The organism is Halopenitus salinus (assembly GCF_042662125.1).
Taxonomy (GTDB): Archaea; Halobacteriota; Halobacteria; order Halobacteriales; family Haloferacaceae; genus Halopenitus; species Halopenitus salinus.
In genome coordinates, this window is the sequence record NZ_JBHSXL010000006.1 from 32,799 (window position 1) to 54,453 (window position 21,655).

The window sequence follows — 21,655 nt, forward strand, 5'->3', positions numbered from 1 at the left end:
TTATCGCTCGTTGACGCTGAGCACCTTGCCGGCAGCGATGGTCTGACCCATGTCGCGGATCGCGAAGCTGCCGAGTTCCGGGATCTCCCCGGACGGCTCGATGCTGAGGGGCTTTTGCGGGCGCACGGTGACGACTGCGGCGTCGCCGGACTTGATGAAGTCCGGGTTCTCCTCGGCGACCTCGCCGGAGGACGGGTCGATCTTCTGGTCGATCGACTCGATCGTACACGCGACCTGCGCCGTGTGGGCGTGGAAGACCGGCGTGTATCCGGCGGTGATGACGCTCGGGTGCTGCATGACGACGACCTGCGCCTGGAAGGTCTCCGCGACCGACGGCGGGTCGTCGGCGGGACCACAGACGTCGCCGCGACGGATGTCGTCCTTGCCGATGCCGCGGACGTTGAATCCGACGTTGTCGCCGGGCTCGGCCTTCGGCACCTCCTCGTGGTGCATCTCGATCGTCTTCACCTCGCCGCCGACGTCCGACGGCTGGAAGGAGACGTTGTCGCCGGTGTTCATCACGCCGGTCTCGATACGTCCGACCGGGACGGTCCCGATGCCGGAGATCGTGTAGACGTCCTGGATCGGCAGCCGAAGCGGCGCGTCCGTCGGCGGCTCGGAGGCCGGCAGGTCGTTGAGAGCCTCGAGGAGGATCTGCCCGTCGTACCAGGGGGTGTTCTCGGACTCCTCGGCGATGTTGTCGCCCTCGAAGGCCGAGATGGGAACGAACGTGGTGTTGTCCGTATCGAAGCGGACCTGGTTGAGGAGCTCCTTGACCTCCTCGACGACGTCGTCGTAGGAGGACTCCTCGTAGTCGACGAGGTCCATCTTGTTGACGCCGATGATGAGCTCGCCGATACCCAGCGTACGGGCCAGGAAGACGTGCTCGCGTGTCTGGGGCGCGACGCCGTCGTCGGCCGCGACGACGAGGACCGCGTTGTCGGCCTGTGAGGCGCCCGTGATCATGTTCTTCACGAAGTCACGGTGGCCCGGACAGTCGACGATGGTGAAGTAGTACTCGTCGGTGTCGAACTCCTGGTGGGCGATGTCGATCGTGACGCCACGCTCGCGCTCCTCGGCGAGGTTGTCCATCACGTAGGCGAACTCGAAGCCGCCCTTGCCCTTCTCTTCGGCTTCCTCGCGGTGCTGCTCGATGACGTGCTCGGGGACGCTCCCCGTTTCATAGAGGAGTCGGCCCACGAGCGTACTCTTGCCGTGGTCGACGTGGCCGATAATGGCCAGATTCTGGTGCGGTTTGTCACTCATGGGTAATCACGCGCTAAGGCGCTCTGTGAGGATGTTTTCGGTTGATTCCACTAAAACGGTTTCGATACGGAGTACAACCCATCCGGATGCCGTCCGGCGGTTTGTGCGGGATCCTCACGTGGGGAGTGCTGACACGACCGCCGCACCCGGTCCGGGAGGTGAGGTCGACACCGGTCGTCAACGTCGATGTCGGTCGTGAATATCGATACCGGTCGTCGAGGCCGATACTCATTGTCGACGCCGATACGCATCGTCGAGCCCGAGGGTGGGCGAGAACGAATCGGATACCGAAAGAGGCGGGGGCGATGCTGATGGAGCGGGGAGAACGCGATGACGGAGAAAGGGGCGAACGGGGAGAAAGCGACGATCAGCTCAGACGACCGACGTCGCCGAGGACGGCGCTCGCGGTCTCGGGGCCGCCGGCGCCGCGTCCCGAGAGGTTCAAGCGGTCCGCGTGGGTCGTCTCGAGCTGGACGATGTTCTGCGTGCCGGGGACCGCGAGGGTCGCGCCCTCGGAGACGAGCCGCGGACCGACCCGGACGCGATCGCGGTTGGCCTCGCCGATGAGGCGGATGGTGCGGCCGTCGTCGGCCGCGAGTTCGAGGGCGTTTCCGGGGATGTCCCGAATGCCATCGACGGTCGCGTCCGCGAGGGAGAACTCACGGGCATCGGAGGGATCCTCGGCGGAGCCGAACGAGAGCACGTTCGCCAGGATGACGCACTTGAGCGCGGCGTCGGTCCCCTCGACGTCGAAGGAGGGGTCGGCCTCCGCGACGCCCATGTCCTGGGCCTCCGCGAGGACGTGGTCGTAACCGAGACCCTCGGCCGCCATCCGCGTGAGGATGAAGTTCGCCGTGCCGTTCAACACGCCGCGAACCGCGGTGACGTGGGCGGGGTCGACGTCCTCGATGGTCGAAATCGCCGGGATGGCGCCCGCGACGGTGGCCTCGAATCGGACTGACCCGGCGGAGTCGTCGGCGAGCGCTTGAACGTCGCCGAACCGCTCGGCGACGGGCCCCTTATTCGCGAGCACGACGTTCCGATCGCGTTCGAGGGCGGTCCGAACGTGTGAAAAGCCCGGCTCGGCGTCCCCGAGCGTGGTCGGCGTCGCCTCGACGAGCACGTCGTAATCCGCGGCGAGCGCGTCGGCCGGGTCGGCGGGACCGACGACGCCCGAGGCGTCCTTCTCGGCGAGCGCGTCGGCGACGTCGAGTCCGTCCTCGTCGATCGCCGCGCCCCGCGAGTCCGAGAGCGCCACGACCTCGTGACCGTACTCGCTCGCGAGTTCGGCGACCGACCGACCGACGGCCCCGACGCCGAGGATCGCGAGTCGGCTGCCGGTCCCTGGCGAGGTCGCCGCCATCACCGGTCACCTCCGGCGAGCGGCTCGATGACGTCGATCCCCTTCTCGGAGGCGATCGACCGGACCGCCTCGAGGGCGGTGACCGTCTCGTTCGCGCGCGCGGCGAGCCGGAGCCTGGCGCTGGAGACGCCGTTTCCGGACCCCTTGGGTGCCGAAAGGGACACGTCGACGACGGAGGCGGACGCACACTCCTCGATCCGCGAGAGCGTGTCGGAGAGGTCGGTGTCGATGAGGTGGCCGACGAGCAACAGCGTGATCTGCTCCGCGTACCGCTCCGTGCCCGCCTGCATCACGTTGATGCCCTCCTCGCGGAGCGCCTCGACGATCGCCTCGAACCGGTCCTCGGTCGCCTCGAAGTCCACCTCGACCGGGATGTGACCACGCGGGGTCTTGTTGCCGCGCTCGTGGTAGATGGACAGGAGGTTGCCGCCGTTGTCCGCGATGGGGTGGAGCGCCGCGAGCAGTTCGCCCGGCTCGTCGACGAGCTCTAAGCGAACGGTGTGGGTCGAGGAGGCGGCGGCGTGGCCGCCGTCGGTGGCGCTCTCGGCGTCGCCATCGACGTCGGCGTCCCGGCGACCGCTCGGGGCGCTCACGCGACCACCTCCGAGCGCCCGATCCGGTCCGCGAGGGGGCACGGCGTTGTCGGCCCGGAGCGACTCGGCCGTGGCTCCGTGTCGACGCGTCGATCTGGGGGCGTGCCCGTCTGCATACACCACGGTGTCGGGTCGGGAGGTATAAGCCTCCGGCGATGTGGGCCGAACGGACTACCGGGTCGAATCGGGGCCGACGTCCTCGTCCGTCTCGGATGCCGATCGCGTGGCATCCTCCTCGGGCGGCTCGGGTGACTCTGATGGGCCGGGCGGCTCGGGCGGCTCGGGCGGTTCGAGCGCGGCGACGAGCAGCTCGACGGGACGCGTCTCCCGAAGCTCGGACCAGGTGCGGTCGTCCCGGAGCGCGATCGTTCCGGCGGCGGCGACGGCGAGCGCGAGAACGGAGCGGATCCCGACGATCGATCCATCCGCGACGACTGCCGAGACGAAGACGCCGACCGCGGACGCGAGTCCGACCGCGAGCGCGAGGAGTCCGAGCACGCGCAAGGGTGCCGCACGGAGCTCCGCGTGAGTCGACTCCGCGGCCGAGGCGAACCACGAATCCGCCGTCGCATCGCCGAGACGTCCGAGAACTCGGTCCAAGAGGACAAGCACCGGGCCGACCGTCCACGTCTCCCGAAGGTCGATGACGATCACCTCCGGGTCGGGCTCCGCGGTGAGCCAGCGAAACAGCCAGGAGTTCCGGGTCGCCTCGACGAGGAACCGCCCGCAGTCGGCGAGCGTGGAGTCGACGGCGATCTCGCTCGCGCGGTCGGCGGTTCGACGGGCGGTCCGAATGATCGCCGAGTCCGCCGACGCCCGAGAGAGTCGGTTCGCGGCGCGCTCGATCGCGCGTCCGATCGCTGACTCGCTCGGGTCGATCGACGGACCGGCGGCGTCGGAATCGGAGGACATCGGTGTATCGCGTCTCGTCGTATGGTGACGCCTGCGAGTATAAAGAGGTGGGCGATTCGGACGGCGGAACGGTCGGGTGGACGCTCCAGTCGAGGAGGGGTGGTCGTGGTACCATGACCCTCGCAAGCGTTATCCCCGAACGGGGTGTACGTTTGGTTGCAATGGCAAACGGTAAGGTTGACTTCTTCAACGACACTGGCGGCTACGGTTTCATTTCGACTGACGCGGACGACGTAGACGAGGACGAAGACGTGTTCTTCCACATGGAGGACGTCGGCGGCCCCGATCTCGAGGAAGGTCAGGAAGTGGAGTTCGACATCGAATCATCCCCCAAGGGACCCCGCGCGACGAACCTCGTCCGTAACTAAGACGACCTCGTCCGTCACTTCCAGCGAGGAAGGGCGATTTCGCTTTTTCGACCGATCACGACCCGACTGCGTAGAGTCGCGATCGCGACCCGACTACCGGGAGTTGGACGGCTGGCTGCGGAGCGTTGGAACGGCGCGGAGCGACGAGTCAACTCGAAGGGACGGTAAGGCGCCGAGAAACATCGATCACAACGACGCCGAGAGACGTCGACTGCGGTTGCGCCCCGGCGACGACCGTCGCCTCGGCGTCGACCGAGACTACGCCCCGACGGCGACCACGGTCGCCTCGACCGTGACCGTGCCGAGATCGAGGACGACCGTCGAGCCCTGCCGGAGGGGTTCGCCCTTGAACCGGACTCCGGTAGTCGTCTCGCGCACGCGCAGGTCGGCCGTGATGGTGACCTCGCGGTTCACCGGGTGGTCGACGACGTTCACGGTCCCGTCGTCTCCGGTCGCGATGATGATGGACGGTTCCGTCTCGACGTCGGTGACCTCGGCGACCGTCTCCTCGCCGGAGTACTCGACCATTCCGGGCGCGATCGCGTCCGCCATGTCCTCGTGGACGTCCTCCATGCGGAGGGTGACCTCGCGGGTGGTGGCCGAGTCGAGTTCGGGCTCGCCGCCGACGCGCTCTACCGTCCCCTCGAAGGAGTAGGCGGTCGTCGGGAACGTGAGGTTTTGTCCTTGGCGAAGGGGCGTGCCGGCGAACCACAGGGAATCGCCGTGGCGGTGGGCGTCGAGCGAGACGGCGAGGAGCACCCGGCGGGTCCCGGGGTCGGCGGTCGCGTAGACGGCCGAGTCCTCGACGGTGGCGACGGTGCGTCCGGCCAGGCGAAGCTCGTCGCCCGAAGCGATGCTTTCCGCCGCCGCGGCGGGCATGGTTCCCCGCAGGACCGCCGTCGTCTCCTCGGCGTCGATCGCATCGGCCTCGCCGACGTCGCGGATCTGACCGTTCACCTGGTAGCGGTCGGTCGCGATCTCGAGAGAGCGCCCGAGCCGTAGCGGGGCGTTCTCGTAGGTGATCGCTCCGTCGTCGTCGAGTGTCCCCTGAACCTCGACGCGGGCGAGCACCGCGACCCCGCCCTCGCGCGGCGTGAGGTGGAGGTCCGTGATCGTGAGTCGGGTTCCGTCGCTCGGCTCGTAGACGTCACCCTCGTTGATCGCCGCGACGACGTAGTCGGGCTGGGTGCCCAGATCGAGGGTGGCGTGGGTCGTTCCGGTGTCGGGTTCTGGAGCCGGATCGTCGGCGAGGACGAGGGCCGCGCCGGCGACGACCACGGCGGCGACGAGCAGGACCACGAGGGCGTCCACGACGTTCACTACGCCGAGGAGGTTGCCCTCGTCGTCTATGAGCGCCATTGGCGATCACCGGCCGGAGAGTCGCGTGTGAGAGTCATGTTGGTACGGGACGGGCGCGGATACATGATTGTTGCCGTTTCGAGCGACTGGGACGGCCACATCGAGCGACCGACACGGTTCGAATCGTGACCAAGCGGAGATTCGGTGGGCGTCCTCAAGAATTATCACTCAAGCGACGATAGATTGTGAAGAACCGACCGGTGGGTCGGAGGCAGGAGACGCGAAAATGAGCAGGAACATCCTCCAGTGTGGATACGGTGGCGCCGACTCGACCGAACCCACGAGCCGTATCGTCGCCGCCGTGCATCGAACGTCCTCGCGACGGACGGGATCGAGAGGTCGTCGATGACTCCACGACGAATCCTCGCCGTGATCGCCGTCGGGGTGTTCGCGGTGGGACTGACGTTGGTCGGGGGAGCCGACGGCCAAAGCTCGAAGGGGAACATCACCGCGGAGGACCCGATCGTCGACGTCGCGGCGAACCACACCGCCGAAATAACGATCGAGAGCGACGACGGCGTGAGTGGCAGCTCACTCACCGGACTCCGACTGGACTACTCGGCGAGCACGGCACCCGATCTCGGAAACGTGACGGTTGACGACGTGGTTCGAGCGGGGATCGACACGGATCAAGACGGAACGATAGAAGAGGATGCGATCTCCGATCTGGACGACGTGACGCTCTCGAACGGTGGAGAGACGATCAGCTTCGACTTCGGCGGAAGCGTGAGCATCAGTGCGGACGACCGTATCATACTCGAATACTCGAACCTCACGAACCCCGACACAACGGGGCCGCACGATGTGGAGATCGTGGTCAACCCCAGCAGCAGTGCGACGTCCGCGGTTCCGCGGTACGAACTCCTCGAGCCGCTCGAGATCGAACGGTTCGCCTTCGAGACGGACGACCGCGAGGCCGACCTCGTGCTCAACGCGAGCGAGAAGCTCGACGACATCGAGGTGGCCGTCGACGGCGATCGTTCGACCACGCTCGACGAGGGCGACTTCATCCACCACGGCAACGGCAACTACACCGCCGAGAACGTCTCCGAGGGAGATCCGGGCGACTACGACGCGACCCTCCGGACGGCGAGCAACACCACGGACGGATTCACGCGCGACGCCGCGGACGGACAGACGGCGAACGTCACGATCGGAGCGCTGTCGATCGTCGACGGCGAAAGCTCGGTGACCGAGGTGGCGGCGGGCGAGACCGTGACGGACCAGACGGTCACCGCCGAGATCGAGAACCTCTCGAACGGGAACGGACACGCCGTGACGTTCGCGTTCCCGAACGACCTCGACGGCGAGATAACGGACGCCACAGTCACGACCGACGCCGGCGCGGCGAGCCAACCGACCACGACCGTCGACGGAAACGAGGTCACCGGAACCTTCGATCTGGACGACTGGAGCGACCTCAACGACCTGAACGTCACCCTGGATGCGGACGTGACCTATCCGACCGGGGCCGAAGGCGATGACCTCGACGTCGACGCGACCGTCGACGACGCGGACGGAAGCACCGACACGAAGCGGCTGTCCACCGTCTCCGTTCTCCCGATCGTGGACGTCGCGGGCGGATCCATGTCACCCGACGAGGTGGACGCTGGCGGGACCGTCACCGACCAGACGATCGAGATCGACGTCGACGAGTTGAACCGGGACGGGGCGCCCGCGAACGTCTCGCTCGCGTTCCCGGACGCGCTCGCGAACGAGGTAACCGTCACGGACGTGGCGACCGACACGGGAACCGTCGAGGGGAACCGGACGGTGAACGGCGAGCGCGTCGACGTCGATCTGAACGTGGGAGGCGGGGGCGGAACCGCGGACGCGAACCTGACCGTCACCGCCGACGTCACCTACCCGACCGGAACGGACGGCAACCGGCTCCACTTCGATGCGACCGCGGAGGACTCCGATGGGAACTCGGATTCGGAATCGCGGGTTGCGAACGTCTCCGTCGGCGAACTCGATCCGGTGGCGATCACGGACGGATCGATCGACCCGAACGGCGTCGACCCCGGCGAGACCGTGACGCAGAACCTGACGGTCGAGATCGGCAACCTCACTCGGGACGGCGAGGACGCAGAACTCGAGGTCGTCTTCCCCGACCCCCTCGACGGAAACTACACCGTGACGGATGCGACGGCGGCCGACGCGACGGTCGAGGGGAACTCGACGAGCGGATCGACGACCACGGTCACGCTGGACGCCGGAAGCGGCGGCGGAACCACGGACGCCACCGTCGAACTCACCGTGGAGGCGACCTACCACTCGGCGCTCGAGGACGGCGAATACGGGATCGACGCCTCCATCGACGACACCGACGGGACGAGCGACACGAGCGACCCTCTCGTCCGGGTCGCCGTCGGCGCCATCGATACGGGGATCGACGCGTTCAGCCTCTCCGCCGACGATGGGGACGACGACGGTACGGACGACGAGCTCTCGGTGGAGTTCGAGTCGCTCACGGAACTTTCGGCCGCGAGCGTCGCCGTGACCGGACCGATCGAGGGAACGCTCGATCGCGGCGACCTGGTCGAGACGGAGATCGGCGACGGCGACTATCGGTACTCGGGAACGCTGGTCGTCGGCGACGGCGACGACGCCGGCGGGGATTACGAAGCGACCCTCGAGTCCGCGAGTGACGTGTACGACAACGACGTGAGCGACGGAGAGTCCGACACGGCAACGATCGAACGCGCAGTCGACGACGGAGACGATGACTCCGGCGGCTCGGAAAGCGATCCGCCCGTCTGTTCGCCGAGCGCCGAAAGCGATCTGGACGGAACGAACCCCGTCGAACACGAGACCGCGGTGTGTGCACGCCCGGGTTCGACGGTGACCGCGGAGTACGTCGTCACCGACCACGAGGAGGCGATTGGGGTGTCAGTCCTCGAGTACGAGATCGTCGCGGACACCCGAGTGGACTTCGACCTCTCGGTCACGGTTCGAAACGGGAGCGACGCAGGGATCGACGCTCCCCGATCGGTCGCCCGGCCCGTGGTGATCGACGTCGAACGTGTCTCGGGGATGCCCGACAGCGTGCGCGAGGGGACGCTCGTGGTGGGCGTGAACGCGAGCGCGTTCGGCGACGCGCCGCCGACGGCGATCGACGTCTAACGAACCGACGACTGGTCGAGCGTCGACGCCGAACGGCTCGAGGACGGATCCGAGGGCGGTTCCGGTCCGGAGACCTATCGATTCGCGATCGCCGCCGACGAGCCGGCACGGTACGCGGTCGCCACCGAGCCCGGACGGATCGCGGTGCTCGAGGCCGACCACCTCGATCAGCGGGTGCCGGTCGACGCGTCGACTACCACCCGGACGACGGTTCGAAACGAGGGATACACGGCCGCGACACGCACGCTGTCGGTGACCGCAAGTCGAAGCGAATCGGAAGGGGAAAACGGAGAGGGCGGAGACCGTCGAGTCGCGAACCGGACGGTCATCCTCGATCCGGGCGAGGAGCGGACCCTCGAGTCGAACTGGACCGCGGAGCCAGCCGGCACCTACGACGTCCGCGTGGGGTCGATCCACGCCGGGGAACTGCGCGTGGTGGAGGAGACCGCGACGCCGGAACCGACCGCCGAGCCGTCCGGAACGGCCGAACCCGGGAGCACGAGCGCGACGATATCCTGGATGTGGCTGCTCTTCGTCGTGGTCCTGCTCACAGCGCTCGCAGCGATCTCACGACGGCGTGAGGACGACCGCCGGCGCGGACCGCGACGGTGATGACCTCGATCCCCGTGGTTCACCGCGTTCGGGAGCCGTCGATCGATCCCCCTTAAGTACGGTGACGCGCCAGTACCGATCGTGACGCGCACGGAGCTGATCGTGGCGGTGCTCGCGGGGATCGTCCAGGGGGTCGTCGAGTGGCTACCGGTCTCCAGCCAGGGCAACCTCGCGTTGTTCCTCACGATCGCGGGGACGGACCCGCAGGTCGCCATCCAGCTGGCGCTGTTCCTGCAGGTCGGGACGACCGTTTCGGCCGCGAGCTACTACCGCGAGGACATCACGCGGGCGGCGGGCGCCGTGCCCGGCTGGCGGCCCGACGCCGCCTACAGCGGCGAGAACGCGATCGCGTCCTACGTCGTGGTCGCCTGCGTGATGACGGGGATCGTCGGGATTCCGCTTTACGTCTACGCCGTCGATCTGGCCGGGCAGCTGGCCGGGGGCGTCTTCATCGCGCTCATCGGCGTCCTCCTCGTGCTGACGGGCGTCCTCCAGATCGCCTCCGAATCGATCGGGATGGGCGGCCGCGAGCGGCCGACGTTTCGCGACTCCCTGCTCGTCGGGGCCCTGCAGGGGATCGCGATCCTGCCCGGCGTCTCCCGGTCGGGGATCACCACGAGCGCGCTGCTCGTGCGGAGCTACGACCCGCCGGCGGCGTTTCGGCTGTCGTTCCTGCTTTCGATCCCCGCGAGCCTCGCCGCCGCGGCGTTGACCGTCTTCGGCGCGGGCGGCCTCCCGGGAATCGCCCCGGGCGCGGCCGCGCTGGCGCTCTCGGTGAGCGCGGTCGTCGGGTATTTCACGATCGACGCGCTGATGCGGGTCGTCGAACGCGTCCCCTTCTGGGCGGTCTGTTTCGGGCTCGGCGGGCTCGCGATCGTCGGAGGCGGCGGCGTCTCGCTGGTGACCTGAGATGCCGAGAGGACGAACGACGGTTCGCTCCTCGGACGATACGGCCGGCCGACGGAACGCGTGACCGGGTCACTCGATCTCTAACGGATCGCCTGCATCTCCCTTCGTCTCGCCGTTTTCGGGCCATTCGAGCTCGAACTCGATGCTCAATTCGCCGGGACCGTCGGTCGGCCCCTCGCGTTCGGCTTTCACTTCGAACGTGGGTCGTTCCGGCGGGTCCATGCGCACCGATTCGGACCCGGCGGTCAGCGTGATCGCATCGTCTCGGTCGAGCGCATCGGCGACACGGCGAAGATACGACGCGATCTCCGTTCGGGTGTGGTCGCTCTCGGAACTGAACAGCACTTCTTCGGGCATGTGGTGTGGTACGTCGCCATCACGGATAAAGAGCGGCGTCGAGGCGGCGAACCGATAACGTCGAGCCGACACGGCTACTCGAAGCGGTGAGACCTGATCGAGGAAACGATGGGCCGACTGAGGGGGATGTTCGATCGAACGACGGATCGAGGCGACGGTCCGGTCGCCCGCGATCGCCCGATCAGATGTAGTCGATCGACTGGGGCAGCTCGAGCTTCATGCCCTTTCGCTCGCGGATCTCCATGATCTTCTCGCGCTGGAGGTTGTCGACGAGCACGCGGAAGCCGGCGTTCTCCGTGTTCCAGGAGGCGCGGCCCTCGGTGGCGGATCGGATGTCGGAGGAGAATCCGATCATCTCCTCGACCGGCGCGATGCCCTCGACGACCATGAGGTCGCCCTCCTGGTACATGTCGTCGACGCGACCGCGTCGACCCTGGATCTCGCCGGAGGCGGCGCCCATGTGCTCGGAGGGGACGTCGATGCGGACGTCCTGGATGGGCTCGAGCAGACGGACCTCGCCGTCGATCAGCGCGCGGTGGACCGCGTCGCGGACCGCCGGGATGACCTGGGCGGGACCGCGGTGGATGGTGTCCTCGTGGAGCTTGGCGTCGTGGAGCCGGAACAGCGCACCCTGGACGGGCTCGGCCGCGAGCGGGCCGTCATCGAGGGCCTCCTGAAGCCCCTCGAGGACGAGCTCCATCGTCTCGTTGAGGTGCTGGATACCCTTCGTGTCGTCGATGAGGATGTTGGTCCGGTGGATGTCCTCGACGTTCTGGGAGGTGTCCTTGTCCATGCCTGCCTCCTGGAGCGCTTCGCGGCGTTCCAGCTCGGGCATGTCCATCGAGACCTCGCCGAGCTGGATGGCCTCGACGATCTCCTCCGAGAGCGGCTCGACGGTGAGGTAGAACTTGTTGTGGCGGTTCGGCGACTGGCCCTCCACCTCGCGGGAGGCCTCCTGGGGCTGTTCGCGGTAGACGACGATCGGCTCGCCGGTGATGACCGGAATGCCCTGGTTGTCGCGGATGCGCTGGGTGATGACCTCGAGGTGCAGCTCGCCCTGCCCGCTGATGAGGTGCTCGCCCGTGTCCTCGTTGATCTCGATCTGGATCGTCGGGTCCTCCTTTGCGACCTGCTGGAGCGTCTCGATGAGCTTCGGCAGGTCGTCCATGTTCTGTGCCTCGACGGACTTCGTGATGACCGGCTCGGAGATGTGCTCGATCGACTCGAACGGCGTCATCTCCACGGACGAGACCGTCGATCCGGCGATGGCGTCACGCAGCCCGGTGACGGATGCGATGTTGCCGGCCGGGACGCGTTCCACCTCCTCGCGTTCGCTCCCCATGAAGAGACCGACGCTCTGGATGCGGTTCTTGCCGGCGGTCCCGGAGACGTACAGCTCCTGGCCCTTCTCCAGCGTGCCCGAGAAGACGCGGCCGGTCGCGATCTCGCCCGCGTGCGGGTCCATCGAGATGTCCGTCACCATGAAGACGACCTCCCCGTCCTCGTCGACCAGCTGCATGCCCTCGGCCAGCTCGGAGTCCGGGTCGCCGCGCCAGATGCGCGGGACACGACGGGGCTGGGCGTCGATCGGGTTGGGGAAGTGCTCACAGACCATGTCGAGCACGACGTCCGAAAGCGGCGTGCGCTCGTGGAGCTCCTGACGCTCGTCGTTGCGCTCCAGCTCGATGATGTCGCCGAAGTCCATGCCGGTGCGCTGCATCGAGGGCATCGAGACGCCCCACTTGTAGAGCGCGGAGCCGAACCCGACGGTGCCGTCCTCGACCGAGACGGTCCAGTCGGTGGGGATGTCGTCCATGTTCTCGGCCATCCCCCGGATGAGCTCGTTGACGTCGGCGATGACGGACATGAGCCGTTCCTGCATCTCCTGGGGGCCCTCCTGGAGCTCCGAGATGAGGCGGTCGACCTTGTTGATGAAGAGCGTCGGCTTCACGCCCTCGCGAAGGGCCTGCCGGAGCACCGTCTCCGTCTGGGGCATCGCGCCCTCGACGGCGTCGACGACCACGAGCGCGCCGTCGACCGCGCGCATCGCGCGGGTCACGTCGCCGCCGAAGTCGACGTGGCCCGGCGTGTCGATGAGGTTGATGAGGTGGTTGGTGTCGTCGTACTCGTGGGTCATCGAGACGTTCGCCGCGTCGATGGTGATTCCCCGTTCCTGTTCGTCCTCCTTCGTGTCCATCGCGAGCTGTTCGCCCGCGGTGTCCTCGGAGATCATCCCCGCTCCTGCGAGCAGGTTGTCCGAGAGCGTCGTCTTGCCGTGATCGACGTGAGCGGCGATGGCGATATTCCGGATGTGGTCCGGGTTGTCCATCAGCCGTTCACATTCCTGGACGATCTTCTTTCGTCGGCCCATTATGGTGCGTTGTACCGCCAGCGGGGTCAAAAGGGTAGTGTTTCGCTCCGGGCACAGCCGGGGGTTTTCGGCCGTCACGTGGACGTTTCGTGTTGATCCGACACACGGTGGGGCGGCGTGGACGGGAGACGGCGATCGTCGATTCGGAAGGAGACGGCATCCGCGAAAACGCTTTAGGCGGGTAGGCCGTGGTAGGGATGAGCATGGACATTCGAGTGTGTGGCGATCTCGCCCCCGACCCGTTTCTCAGCGCGGCCGACCTCTTCGAGACCGAGTTCACGATCGAGGATCCCGTCCGCGTTCGCGTCCGCGAGGATCCCGACGAGCGGACCTGGGCGGCACACTATCGGGACCGTCACGTCCTCAACATCTCCCGGCGAGCGGCGACGAGCGCGATGGCTCGCGAACTCGCCGTCCACGAGTTCGCACACATGGTTCGCCACGAGGAGTCACACCCCTCCCACACCCAATCGACCGAGGAGGCGCTGTATCTCGGCCTCGCCGGCGAGTCGATCGAGCGTCGAAAGCTCGCGCACTGCTATCAGATCGCGAACCACATGAAGGACATCTACGCCGACGACATCACCCTCTCCGTGGCGCCGTCCGACAAGCTGCTCGGGTTCCTGGAGTCGACCCTCGCGGCCGCCGTCGCCGATCGACCGACACCGCCGCGACCGGACAGCGAGCCGGCCACGAGCGGGGCGGACCCGGAGATAACCGCGGTGAACGCCGCCTTCGCGCTGGCGCTCGTTGAACGCCACGATCTCGCCGACCGCGATCACAGGCTGTACGACCTCGCCCGGGCGGCGGGCAGCGACGCGCCCGCGATCGACGTCGCGAACTTCAAGCGGCGATTCCTGGCGCTCGGCCCCGATCCCTCGGAGAGCGACTACCGGAAGGCGCTCGTCGACGCAACGCGTGCATACGCGGTCTGACTACTGGACCTCGCGGGCGCCGACTACGACACACGCCGACTCCGATCTCGTGCCGCTCACGCGGGCGTGAGCCGAACGAGTCGGTCGTCACCCTCCCGGGGGAACCCCTCCCGTGCGCGTCCGTCCCGGTTCGAGGTGATCGCGTAGACCTCGCCGTTCGGTCCCTGCTCGACGTGGCGGACCCGGCCGAGTTCGTTCTCCAGCGTGTGGTGGGCGACGGCGTCGTACGCCTCGTTCATCCAGTCGGCGTCGTACCGCGTTCCGCCGTTCTCCGTCGAGGCGGGCTCGCCGTCGGCGGGATAGACCGTGACGAGGTTGACCCGCTGGGAGACGAGCCCGCCGACGAGCAGCCGGTTCGACCAGGAGGGAACCCGGTCGCCGGTGTAGAAGACACAGCCCGACGGGGCCCACCCCTCGTCCGGGCCGGTGTTGACGACCGGCCGGGCGTAGTCGGTTCCCGGGTACGTCTCGGCGTCGCGCGCGCGCTCGTCCTCGGGACCCCACCCGTAGTTCGCGCCGGGGCGAAGCACCATCACCTCGTCGCGGTTCGACGGGCCGTGTTCGGTAACGATGGGCGTCCCGTCCGGGAGGAAGCTGATACCCTGGGGGTTCCGATGGCCGTAGGTGTACACCCGCGGGTCGCCGCCGTCGATGTCGGGATTGTCCTCGGGGGCGCTCCCGTCGGGCTCGAGACGGAGCACCTTCCCCGCGAGCGAGGAGGGGTCCTGGGGCAGCGGCCGGTCCGTTCCGAGATCGGGATTGACCGAGGCGGCGTCGCCCGTGGTCACCCACAGGTAGTCCTCGGGACCGAAGGCGAGCCGCGCGCCGTTGTGGATGATCTCGTTGCCGGGGACGTCGTCGATCACGACCGTCTCGGTTTCCGCCGGGTCCTCGGCGGAGACGTCGAAGTAGGAGACACGGTTGACGTACGGGTCGCCGCCCTCGACGGCGGGTTCGTCCTCGCGGGTGTAGACCGCGTACACGAACGGCACGTCCGGGTAGCTCGGATGGACCGCAAGCCCCATCAGGCCGCCCTCGCTGCCGGCCTCCCACCAGCCGCCCTCCTCGCCGGGCGCGATCGAGTCGGCGTGGTCGATCACGTCGGGGGCCGCGACGGTCTCCAGTTCGTCGGAGTCGTACCGCGAGATCCGTCCCACGCGCTCGGAGACGAAGAGGTCGCCGTTCGGCGCGAACGCCAGATCCCAGGGGATCTCGAGGCCCTCGATCACCGTCTCGATCTCGACGTCGAGCGTCGGCGGATCGACCGGATGAGACCAGTCCGGGTCGTATCGGTCCCACGACTCGATGTCGTGGGTGACGGCGAGGTCGGAGGACGGCGAGTCAGTCCCGTTCGTCGTATCGCTCGGTGCGGAGAGACAGCCGGCGACGCCGGAGAGCCCGGCGGCGCTCGCGGCGGCGGCCGCGAGGAATCGGCGGCGGGTCGATCGCATGCGAGCGGGTTGTCCGAGCGACGGGTAAAACGTACCGTTCGAAGCACCGTCCCACAGCAGGTCAAAAAGGAGAGCCGGGAGGGAGTGAGATATCAGAGGAGGTGAGGTATCAGAAGGGAGTGAGGACTCGGAGGCGGGGAACGAGTCGAAGGAGAGAAGGAAGCAAAAGCGGGGGAAACTGAAAGCGCGGAGGTATCTAGCGGGCCGCCGCGGCGACGCGCTCGCGCTCCTCCTTTTGGGAGATCGGGTAGGCGTCGACGTCGTAGTCGGCCGCGCCGATGAGCTGGTGGGCCAGCGCCTCGGCGGCGGGCGTCGTGGACTTGTAGGTCGCCGATTCGACGCCGTCGGCGATGAACTTGAGGGCCTGGTCGACGCGGCGCTGGGGCGCGACGTCGACCGCCTTCGGCACGGAGATGCCGCCGTACTTGAGGCGGACGGTCTCCTCGCGCGGGGCCGCGTTCTCGACGGCGGTGACGAGGATCTGCACCGGATTCTCCTCGGTGCGCTCGTGGACGATGTCGAGAGCGTCGCGGACGATCCGCGTGGCCTGCTGTTTCTTCCCGGTGTTCTCCTCGTTTTGCATCAGACGGTTGATGAGCCGCTCGACGAGGGATATCTCGGACTTCTTGAACTGCTTTGCGGCGTGGCGACCCATCGTGTGGGCGATGGGCGTCACGTTCATGTACCGCTTCGTCGAGGGGTCCTCGTAGGCGATCTCCGAGACGTCCCAGACGCCGAACAGCAGGGCGTTCTCGGTGGCCGTCTCGCTGTCGGCCGGCGCGTCCGGCTCCGGCGTCTGTGCCTCCTCGACGTCGGTCTCCTCGTTTCCGCTCATCGGACGGGTTTCTCCGCGTTCCCGCGAACGAGTTCGATCATCGATACGCCGTTGACCTTCTCGACCTTGTAGTTCACGCCCGAGAGGTCGCCCATCGCGCGGCCCTTCGCGCCGCCGATGCCGGCGATGGTGACCTCGTCGTGCTCGTCGATGAACGAGATCGCGCCGTCGCCGGGACAGAAGGCGGTGACCTGCTTGCCGTTCTTGATGAGCTGAACCCGGACGCACTTTCGGATCGCCGAGTTGGGCTGTTTCGCCTCGATACCGACCTTCTCGAGAACGATCCCGCGGCCCTGCGGGGCGCCCTCGAGGGGGTCGGACTTCGTCTTGAGCCCGCGCTCGCGTCGAGCGTACTCGGTGTCGGACCAGCGTCGTTTCTGCCGGTCCTGTTTGAGCTTGCGGGCCGCGTACTTGCCGTTCGCCATCGTACCCGCCATTCCCGACGGAGATACTTAAACGCCCGCTTTCTCGATCGGCGAAACCGCCTCAGATCGGTCGATCGGTGCCTCTCGTCGGTTTTGAACGAGTCTCACGGATCGAAACGGCGGCCGCACAGCTCCGATGAGCGAGTAACGAGGACACAGCGGTCGTCTCGTGGACGCATGAGACGCGACCTGGAGAGCGGGAGCGATGCGGCGAAAAAGCGGCCGGTTTCCCTCTCAGTAGTCGGGCGCCTCGTCCTCGACGGCGCGCTTCATCGAGTCGCGTCGCGACTTGGCGTCGCGGCCGGTGGCCTCGAGCAGGAAGTCGTTCTTCGCGTCCACGGCCCCGGCGGCCGCGTCGGCGTTGCCCTCGGCGATGACGTCCTCCGCCGGACGCTCCTCGAAGTGGACGGCGAGTTTGTCCTTCTTGCCGTCGTAGCTCGCGGCGCCGGCGACGATCCGCTCGAAGACCGGATTGTCCGGATCCTCGACGACGTACAGTTCGTGTCCGTCGTAGTCCTCCGTGCCGGTGACCTCGCCGAAGTAGTCCTCGATCGACGCCTTCAGATCGGGCATCCGCTCCTCGAGGTACTCGCCGCGACGCATCTTGTACTGTTTCATTGGCGCGACGTTCGAAAGCCGACGGTAAACCCCTTTCGTCACGGACCATGCGCGGGTGTAACGGACACGGACGCCTCGCGATCACGACTCCGCGATCAGCACCCCTCCGCGATCACGACTCCGCGATCGGCCGCTCCGCGATGTAGCCGCGCTTGCACTCGGGACAGATGTCGCCGGCCCGCATCGAGCTCTCGCCGGACGGCTGTACCAGCCCGCACTCCGGACAGAAGTACTCGGTGGTCTCCTCGTCGGACTCGGTCGCGAGCTCGACCGTCCGAGCCGCCGTGAATCCCGGATCGTCGACGTCCGTACCGTCCGATCCGCCGGATCGACCGGCCGTTTCCGCGGCGGCCGAACCCGGACCTCCGTCGGATCCCTCGATGAACTCCGTCTCCTCGTCGTCGAACTCCATCGGCCCGTCCGCCTCGGGCGTCAACCCGCCGCCGAAGGAGACCGCGGGGTCGTCGCCGTCGTCGCCGCCCTCGTAGGTCGCATCGAACCCCTCGTCCTCGCCGCGACGCTCCGGCCAGGGGGTGTGATCCCCGTCGACGGTCGGATCGGGCGACTCCTGCGAGCGGTCCTCACGGTCGGGATCGGACCACTCGCCGCGCTTGCGCTCGTCGGACGATCCGGTTCCGTCGGGCGACTCCGGGGCGTCGACCGGGGCATCCGGTGCCGGTGGATCGTCCGTGCTTTCCGTTCCGTCGGACTCCGTGAGGATGATCCCGTCGTCCTCCGATGCGGATTCCGAGCCGGGATCGGCGTCGGGTTGCGAGTCGGCTCCGGCCGGTGTCGATCCGGATCCCGAATCCGGCGTGGGTGCGTCGGACGTCTCGGGGCGTTCGGAGGCTTCGTCTTCGTGATCGACCGTTCCGGCTCCCCCGCCGGGTTCGTCGTCCGTTTCCTCGAGTATCTCGGCGTCCTCCCCGGATGCGGTCTGCGCATCGATGTTCGCGTCCGCCTCGCTCGCAGCCGCGGTCGGCGGCTCCGTCTCCGATGATCCTCCGGCGCTCGAGGGGTCACCAGCGCGTGAGGGTTCTCCCGCGCTTGCGGACGCTTCGGCGCTTGCGGACGTTTCGGCGTCCGTGGGATCTCCGACGGTTTCGGCGGTTTCGGAGGGGTCTCCGACGGTTGTGGTCGGCCGGTTTCCGCCCGCCGCGGCTCCCCGATCGTCGACGCCGGCTCCCTCCGGCCCGGCGTCGGGGGCGGATCCGGCCTCGTCCGGAGCGTCGGTTCCGGCCGCCGCGGCCGCCAGCTGTTCGAGGGTGGTGACCTCCTTGTTCTCGCTGACGACGCGACGCTCGCCACAGCGAGCGCACTCCTCGATCTCACGGACGGTGATGACGACCTGGTCGCCCTCCTCCTCGCGCTCGCGTTCGACCGTCGGCTCCCCGAAGTCGTGCCCGAGCAGACACCTGAGTCCCATTTGTCGTTCCCTGTGCGGTCCGAACGTAAAAAACGTCGCCGTTGGCGTCCGACGCGCGGCGGACGCGAGCTCGGAGCGATCGATTCGACGGCGGTCCGACGAGACCGCGACGGTGGATCGACACCGGGAAACGACCGAGACCGCCGTGTGCCAACGTTTATGGGCGGGTCGTTCCCTCTATCGAGTATGAGCGACGACGAGACGAAACCGACGGATCTGGTGATCCCCGACGAACGCGTCTACGACACCTGCGGGACGACCGAGTTCCCCCGCGTCGGCGTGATCGAACAGCGGTGGGAGACGGACCCGATCCCCGAAGACCAGCTCGCGAGCGAGGCGAGCGCCGCGGTGTCGGAACTGGACCTGGCGGACGTGCCGGCCGGCGGCGAGGTCGCGGTGGGCGCGGGATCGCGCGGCATCGCGAACGTTCCGGAGATCGTTCGCGGCGTCGTGGAGGGGCTCTCCGATCGCGGCTACGAGCCGTTCGTGTTCCCCGCGATGGGCAGCCACGGCGGGGCGACCGCCGAGGGGCAACGCGACAAGCTCGCCGCGCTCGGCGTCACCGAGGAGGCCGTCGGCTGTGAGGTACGCGCGACGATGGAGACGGAGATAATCGGCGAGACCGACGAACACGGGATCGCCGTCCACGCCGACGCGAACGCCGCGGCGGCGGACGCGATAGTGCCGGTCAACCGCGTGAAGCCGCACACCGACTTCGACGGTGACGTCGAAAGCGGCCTCTCGAAGATGCTCGTCATCGGCATGGGCAAACAGAAGGGCGCCCAGATGGCCCACCGCTGGGCGCTCGACTGGAGCTTCCGCAACATGCTGCCGGAGATCGCGTCGTTGATCATCGACCGGCTGCCGGTCGTCGGCGGGGTCGCGATCGTCGAGGACCTCCACGACGACACCACGATCATCGAGGGGGTCCCCCCGGAGGGCTTCCTCTCGCGTGAGGCCGAGCTGCTCGAGATCGCCTACGAGCAGCTCCCCACGCTCCCGTTCGACGAGCTCGACGTGCTCGTGCTCGACCGGATGGGCAAGGACATAAGCGGCCCCGGGATGGACCCGAACGTCCTCCACAGACGGCCCTACGAGCCCGAGCCGATCCTCGAGCGCCCGCGGTACACGCGCGTGTACACTCGATCGCTCACGGAGCCCTCCCACGGAAACACCGTCGGGATCGGTCTCGCGGACCTGGTCCACGAGGACCTGCTCGAGGCGATGGAACCCGAAAAGGGATTCACGAACGCCGTGACCGCGAGCACGCTTCGGGGGATCCGAACGCCGACCGCCGTCGAGAACGACCGGGCCGGACTGACCGTCTGTCTGTCGACGATCGGCGTGAACGAGCCCGAGGACGTCAGGCTCGTTCGCGCGCTCGACACGATGCGGCTCGGCACGCTCGTCGCGAGCGAGGCGCTGGTCGAGGAGGCGCGCGAGCGCGAGGACCTGCGAGTCGTCTCCGAGCCGGAGCCGATCGACTTCGAGGACGACGACTTCCTCGAGTTCCCGTAGACGTCGCGTCGCCCGCCGTCACCGGACCTTTCCCCTCGCTTGGACCTCCCAGAGTTCCTCGATCCGGCCGTCTCGAACGCCGGCGATTCGATCGTGGAGGTTGATCGTCGTACAGACGTGGGGAACGATGAACTCCAACCGGTCGCCGACCGAGAACGATTCGTCCGAGTTGCCGGTGTCGATCCAGCCGTGTTCCTCGCTGGCGTTGACGTACTCGACGTCGTCGCGGTTCCTGGGAACCGGCATCCTGGGGGTGTCCAACGAGAACGTCTTGCTGCCGCCGTCGACGACGAGTCGATCGTCGTCCGGCACGGAGATGACCGTCGTGAGGACCGTCGCCGCACAGTCGTCCTTCGACACCTCCCACGGCCGGTGTTCGAGTTCGCCGACATCGTTGAAGGGGTACATGCCCGGGTTGATCTCGGTGACCACCGGGTGCGTACCGCTGTAGCGCGAGGTGGCCGTCCCGCCGACCTTCACCTCCGCCACGGCGACGCCGGCGGCCTCGATGTCCGCGACCACGTCCTGGACCAAGTCCATCGCCTCCCGACACCGCTTTTCGAAGTCCGATTCGGTCGCGGCCTCGGCCTTGACGTGTGACTCGTACGCGAGGAGGCCGTCGAACTCGAGGGCGTCCGCCGCGTCGATCCGCTCCGCGAGAGCCACGGCCTCGGGGCCGGGAGCGACGCCGGTTCGGTGCAATCCCACGTCGATCTCGAGGACGACGTCGACCGTCGTGTCGTGGTCGCGGGCGGCGTCCCGAAGCATCTCGATCGTCGCGACCGAATCGACCGTCGTCGCCAGCTTCTCCGCCTTCCTCGAGAGCCAACAGAGCCGGTCGAGCTTTCGATCGCCGACCACCTGATACGACAGGTACACGTCGTCGATGCCGTTTCGCACCATCGTCTCCACCTCGCCCAGGGTTTGACAGCAGATCCCGCCACCGTCGGTCATCTCGTCTTGGAGCGCCGCGAGCTCGGCGTTCTTGTGCGTCTTGGCGTGCGACCGGAGCGAAACGTCGTTCTCGTCGGCGAACGCCGCGTAGGACTCGATGTTGCGCTCCATCGCGTCGACGTCGACGAGCAGGGCCGGGGTTTCGAGGGCCGCGACCGACTGGTGAAGCGTCGGTCCCGTCTCGTCGGTGGTCCAGGTGGACATGGTCCGAAACGACCCTCCCGAATATTAAATGTGAGTCGCCCCGGCTACCGAGA

19 protein-coding genes are annotated in these 21,655 nt (G+C 67.6%); 6 read left to right on the forward strand and 13 right to left on the reverse strand.

The features are described from left to right. From tuf to ACFQE9_RS06360, 4 genes are all read right to left on the reverse strand, one after another. Positions 1–1,266, reverse strand: a complete 1,266-nt coding sequence (tuf, locus tag ACFQE9_RS06345; protein ID WP_379742011.1) for a translation elongation factor EF-1 subunit alpha — start codon at positions 1,264–1,266, stop codon at positions 1–3. Positions 1,267–1,633: 367 nt separating this feature from the next. Beyond that, entirely contained in the window at positions 1,634–2,629 is a 996-nt protein-coding gene (locus ACFQE9_RS06350; RefSeq protein ID WP_379742014.1) for a homoserine dehydrogenase, read from the reverse strand. Beyond that, positions 2,629–3,222: an amino acid-binding protein gene (locus tag ACFQE9_RS06355; RefSeq protein ID WP_379742017.1), complete on the reverse strand. Its 594-nt coding sequence runs from the start codon at positions 3,220–3,222 to the stop codon at positions 2,629–2,631. Before ACFQE9_RS06355 ends, ACFQE9_RS06350 begins: the two co-directional genes overlap by 1 nt. Positions 3,223–3,393: 171 nt before the next feature. Then, positions 3,394–4,134, reverse strand: coding sequence for a hypothetical protein (locus ACFQE9_RS06360; protein ID WP_379742020.1), 741 nt, complete (start codon positions 4,132–4,134; stop codon positions 3,394–3,396). 161 nt (positions 4,135–4,295) lie between these two features. Between ACFQE9_RS06360 and ACFQE9_RS06365 the strand changes: the two genes are divergently transcribed. Further along, complete coding sequence (locus ACFQE9_RS06365) at positions 4,296–4,502, forward strand: cold-shock protein (RefSeq protein WP_373672819.1); 207 nt, start codon at positions 4,296–4,298, stop codon at positions 4,500–4,502. A gap of 258 nt (positions 4,503–4,760) precedes the next feature. Here the strand turns inward: ACFQE9_RS06365 and ACFQE9_RS06370 are convergent, their stop codons facing one another. Then, positions 4,761–5,861 (reverse strand): DUF4330 family protein, encoded by a 1,101-nt coding sequence (locus tag ACFQE9_RS06370; protein ID WP_379742023.1) that lies wholly within the window; start codon positions 5,859–5,861, stop codon positions 4,761–4,763. Positions 5,862–6,206: 345 nt separating this feature from the next. On the opposite strand from ACFQE9_RS06370, the gene ACFQE9_RS06375 reads away from it, so the two are divergent. From ACFQE9_RS06375 to ACFQE9_RS06385, 3 genes are all read left to right on the forward strand, one after another. Continuing rightward, positions 6,207–8,987, forward strand: a complete 2,781-nt coding sequence (locus ACFQE9_RS06375) for an autotransporter outer membrane beta-barrel domain-containing protein (RefSeq protein WP_379742026.1) — start codon at positions 6,207–6,209, stop codon at positions 8,985–8,987. Positions 8,988–9,131: 144 nt separating this feature from the next. Then, positions 9,132–9,599: a hypothetical protein gene (locus ACFQE9_RS06380; protein WP_379742029.1), complete on the forward strand. Its 468-nt coding sequence runs from the start codon at positions 9,132–9,134 to the stop codon at positions 9,597–9,599. 81 nt (positions 9,600–9,680) lie between these two features. Beyond that, on the forward strand, positions 9,681–10,508 hold the full coding sequence (locus ACFQE9_RS06385; RefSeq protein WP_379742032.1) for an undecaprenyl-diphosphate phosphatase: 828 nt from the start codon (positions 9,681–9,683) through the stop codon (positions 10,506–10,508). Between the two features lie 69 nt (positions 10,509–10,577). Here ACFQE9_RS06385 and ACFQE9_RS06390 read toward each other — a convergent pair whose 3' ends face one another. Together ACFQE9_RS06390 and ACFQE9_RS06395 are read right to left on the reverse strand one after the other, a co-directional pair. Beyond that, positions 10,578–10,865, reverse strand: coding sequence for an amphi-Trp domain-containing protein (locus ACFQE9_RS06390; RefSeq protein WP_379742035.1), 288 nt, complete (start codon positions 10,863–10,865; stop codon positions 10,578–10,580). 181 nt (positions 10,866–11,046) lie between these two features. Then, positions 11,047–13,236, reverse strand: coding sequence for an elongation factor EF-2 (locus ACFQE9_RS06395; protein ID WP_379742038.1), 2,190 nt, complete (start codon positions 13,234–13,236; stop codon positions 11,047–11,049). A 203-nt stretch (positions 13,237–13,439) separates the two neighbouring features. On the opposite strand from ACFQE9_RS06395, the gene ACFQE9_RS06400 reads away from it, so the two are divergent. Beyond that, positions 13,440–14,171 carry a DUF5781 family protein gene (locus ACFQE9_RS06400; RefSeq protein WP_379742040.1) on the forward strand — a complete coding sequence of 244 codons (732 nt, stop codon included), beginning with the start codon at positions 13,440–13,442 and terminating at the stop codon, positions 14,169–14,171. Between the two features lie 56 nt (positions 14,172–14,227). On the opposite strand, the gene ACFQE9_RS06405 is transcribed toward ACFQE9_RS06400, so the two are convergent. The 5 genes from ACFQE9_RS06405 to ACFQE9_RS06425 all read right to left on the reverse strand — a co-directional run bounded on the left by ACFQE9_RS06405 (position 14,228) and on the right by ACFQE9_RS06425 (position 18,926). Next, complete coding sequence (locus ACFQE9_RS06405) at positions 14,228–15,622, reverse strand: PQQ-dependent sugar dehydrogenase (protein WP_379742043.1); 1,395 nt, start codon at positions 15,620–15,622, stop codon at positions 14,228–14,230. 196 nt (positions 15,623–15,818) lie between these two features. Continuing rightward, positions 15,819–16,457: a 30S ribosomal protein S7 gene (locus ACFQE9_RS06410; RefSeq protein WP_379742046.1), complete on the reverse strand. Its 639-nt coding sequence runs from the start codon at positions 16,455–16,457 to the stop codon at positions 15,819–15,821. Beyond that, the gene (locus ACFQE9_RS06415; RefSeq protein ID WP_373672880.1) at positions 16,454–16,882 is read right to left on the reverse strand and encodes a 30S ribosomal protein S12; all 429 of its coding nucleotides are present in this window, start codon (positions 16,880–16,882) and stop codon (positions 16,454–16,456) included. The genes ACFQE9_RS06410 and ACFQE9_RS06415 overlap by 4 nt, the downstream gene beginning before the upstream one ends. Before the next feature lie 234 nt (positions 16,883–17,116). Further along, positions 17,117–17,500, reverse strand: coding sequence for a DUF5611 family protein (locus ACFQE9_RS06420; RefSeq protein WP_379742049.1), 384 nt, complete (start codon positions 17,498–17,500; stop codon positions 17,117–17,119). A 112-nt stretch (positions 17,501–17,612) separates the two neighbouring features. After that, positions 17,613–18,926: a DUF7093 family protein gene (locus tag ACFQE9_RS06425; RefSeq protein WP_379742052.1), complete on the reverse strand. Its 1,314-nt coding sequence runs from the start codon at positions 18,924–18,926 to the stop codon at positions 17,613–17,615. Between the two features lie 186 nt (positions 18,927–19,112). Here ACFQE9_RS06425 and ACFQE9_RS06430 point away from each other — a divergent pair, with 186 nt between their 5' ends. Next, positions 19,113–20,444, forward strand: a complete 1,332-nt coding sequence (locus ACFQE9_RS06430; protein WP_379742055.1) for a nickel pincer cofactor-dependent isomerase, group 22 — start codon at positions 19,113–19,115, stop codon at positions 20,442–20,444. A gap of 18 nt (positions 20,445–20,462) precedes the next feature. Here ACFQE9_RS06430 and ACFQE9_RS06435 read toward each other — a convergent pair whose 3' ends face one another. Beyond that, on the reverse strand, positions 20,463–21,602 hold the full coding sequence (locus tag ACFQE9_RS06435) for an alanine racemase (protein WP_379742058.1): 1,140 nt from the start codon (positions 21,600–21,602) through the stop codon (positions 20,463–20,465). Positions 21,603–21,655: the final 53 nt, after the last annotated feature.